At 41.5% G+C, this 2,982-nt stretch carries 2 protein-coding genes; both read right to left on the bottom strand.

All coding sequences use genetic code 11. From position 1 onward, the window contains the following. Positions 1-374: 374 nt before the first annotated feature. On the bottom strand, positions 375-2,021 hold the full coding sequence (groL, locus tag VLN09_RS04615; RefSeq protein WP_325244137.1) for a chaperonin GroEL: 1,647 nt from the start codon (positions 2,019-2,021) through the stop codon (positions 375-377). A gap of 95 nt (positions 2,022-2,116) precedes the next feature. After that, on the bottom strand, positions 2,117-2,410 hold the full coding sequence (locus VLN09_RS04610; RefSeq protein ID WP_414709085.1) for a co-chaperone GroES: 294 nt from the start codon (positions 2,408-2,410) through the stop codon (positions 2,117-2,119). Positions 2,411-2,982 lie beyond the last annotated feature (572 nt).

The following is a 2,982-nucleotide window of genomic DNA, read 5'->3' as shown; positions in this document are numbered from 1 at the left end:
TAGATTTATTCTCACCTGTATTCTTCTCATTTTTAAATCACATACAGACGATAAAGGCTATGAGATTAGTAAAAAAAACGTAACCGAGATAACCGTTTAATGTTTACCACCATTGTCAATCTTTACTCAGCACTCTTAACTTGGGATATATCGAGCTATTCATAGTCTATATCCAAATTCATTAAGCTAGTACAACCAGACACAAAAAAGCTCTGCTATCTTAACGATAACAGAGCTTTCGGTAATTCAAACACTTTCACAGAAATACTTACATTTCTAGCAAAAAGTGCTTTATGGATTGACTAAAGCAGTACGGCTATTTAATTAAAGCGACCGAGATCAATAACATCATACTAATTTAGTCGAGGCATAAATTACATCATGCCGCCCATTCCACCCATACCGCCCATTCCACCGCCGCCCATGCCAGACATACCGTCATCACCTTGCGGTAAATCAGTAATCATGACTTCGGTCGTTAGCATAAGACCAGCAACAGATGCAGCGTTTTCTAGTGCTGAACGTGCTACTTTGGCTGGGTCAAGGATACCCATCTCTAGCATATCGCCATATTCGCCAGAAGCTGCATTGTAACCATAGTTACCGCTACCACTCTTCACTTCGTTCACTACCACTGACGCTTCTTCGCCTGAGTTGGTCACGATTTGACGTAATGGTGCTTCCATTGCGCGGCGTAAGATATTGATACCAGCGTTTTGGTCATCGTTATCACCACGTAGCTCAGACAATGCGTTCATCGCACGAACTAAGGCAACACCACCACCAGGTACAACGCCTTCTTCGACCGCTGCACGAGTGGCATGTAGTGCATCATCAACGCGATCTTTTTTCTCTTTCATTTCAGTTTCAGTCGCAGCGCCCACTTTGATAACGGCAACGCCGCCAGCAAGTTTAGCCATACGCTCTTGAAGCTTTTCTTTATCGTAGTCAGACGTTGATTCTTCAACTTGACGTTTGATAGATTCAACGCGATTTTCGATATCAGCAGAGTTACCAGCGCCATCAACGATAACGGTATTTTCTTTACCGACAGTGACTTTCTTAGCGGTACCCAATTGCTCAAGGGTCGCAGTCTCTAAGCTCAGACCAATCTCTTCAGAGATAACGGTACCGCCAGTTAGCGTTGCGATATCTTCAAGCATTGCTTTACGACGATCGCCAAAACCTGGTGCTTTTACGGCACAAGTTTTTAAGCCGCCACGCATGTTGTTTACAACTAAAGTTGCTAACGCTTCGTTTTCTACGTCTTCAGCAATGATTAGCAATGGTTTGCTCTGCTGCATCACTTGCTCAAGTAATGGCACGATTTCACGGATATTGCTGATTTTTTTATCAACAAGCAAGATGTACGGGTTTTCAAATTCAGCGGTCAAGCTGTCTTGCTTATTAGCAAAGTACGGGCTGATATAACCACGGTCAAACTGCATACCTTCGACGACTTCTAAGGTATCTTCAAAGCTTGAACCTTCTTCAACCGTGATAACGCCTTGCTTACCGACTTTTTCCATCGCTTGGGCAATCAGCTCACCAATCTTGGTGTCTGAGTTGGCAGAGATAGAGCCGACTTGAGCAATCGCTTTTGAATCGTCTGCTGGCGTTGATAGCAAATGAATTTGCTCAACAGCTGCACGTACCGCTTTATCAATACCGCGTTTTAGATCCATTGGGTTCATGCCAGCAGCAACAGACTTCATGCCTTCTTGCAAGATTGACTGAGCCAATACGGTCGCAGTAGTCGTACCATCACCAGCAACGTCATTAGTACGGCTAGCAACTTCACGGACCAATTGAGCGCCCATGTTTTCAAATTTGTTTTCAAGCTCGATTTCTTTGGCAACTGAAACACCATCTTTAGTGATAGTAGGCGCGCCAAATGATTTATCGATAACCACGTTACGACCTTTAGGACCTAAGGTTACGCGTACTGCATTTGCTAGAATGTTTACACCGTCCATCATTTGTTTACGGGCATCAATGCCGAATTTTACGTCTTTTGCCATGTTAAATTACTCCACTATTATAAGTATGAGAATGCAATTAGATATTTCAATGGTATTATTATAAATGCGCTGAGCATCAAAACGCTCAAAAAGGACTAGCCTTCTAGCACACCCAATACGTCAGATTCTTTCATAATCAATAGTTCTTCGCCGTTAACTTTCACGGTTTGACCAGCATATTGACCGAATAAGACTTTGTCGCCAGCTTTTACATCTAACGCGCGAGTTTCACCGTTATCACGAATCTGACCGTTACCGGTTGCTAGCACTTCACCTTGTGAAGGCTTTTCTTGCGCTGAACCAGGAAGCAAGATACCCCCTGCTGTTTTTGTTTCTTCTTCTATGCGGCGGACAACAATACGATCATGTAAAGGACGAATATTCATCAATATGTCTCCAATAAGTTGGTTGTTTAAGTTAAAAATTTATTTGGTTTGTTAGTCTCAATACCCTATCTTTAAAAGCTATCTTATTAAAAACGCTTTTATTAAGATAAGCCTTGAGCTTGTTTCAAAAAGTGGGGGCATGGTGAGGTGGCTTCAAGTGTAAAGACCAAAAATTTACAAGAATTTTGCTTTTTGAGTAGTATTCAGCACAAAGCCCTATCAAATAGGGTACCAATTCTAAAACTAGGCGGATTACCTTCACTTTCTCATTAGCCTTACAGCAAGTTACTCAGCCTTATCAGGCTAACTATTACCGTAACATCGGCTACAAGAGGCAAACGACAGCGCAATCCTTTGCTCTTGAAAATGTAACAAATTATGACCATTATAGTTAGTAAGCACATAATAGTAATCAGCGGCGTTACTGAGTCTATATTTAATAAATATAGACTACAGCTATAAGCTGTCTTATTTAACCTTTAGAGGAATATCCATGCGTTTTTTATCAAAAAATCAAGAATCGTCAATGGCTGATATTAATAACAAAAACCAAAGTCGCTCTAAAATACTAATGG

It is taken from the genome of Psychrobacter sp. (assembly GCF_035469765.1).
Lineage (GTDB): Bacteria > Pseudomonadota > Gammaproteobacteria > Pseudomonadales > Moraxellaceae > Psychrobacter.
Note: the sequence above shows the minus strand (reverse complement) of the source record. Positions and strands in the feature narration are given on the sequence as shown.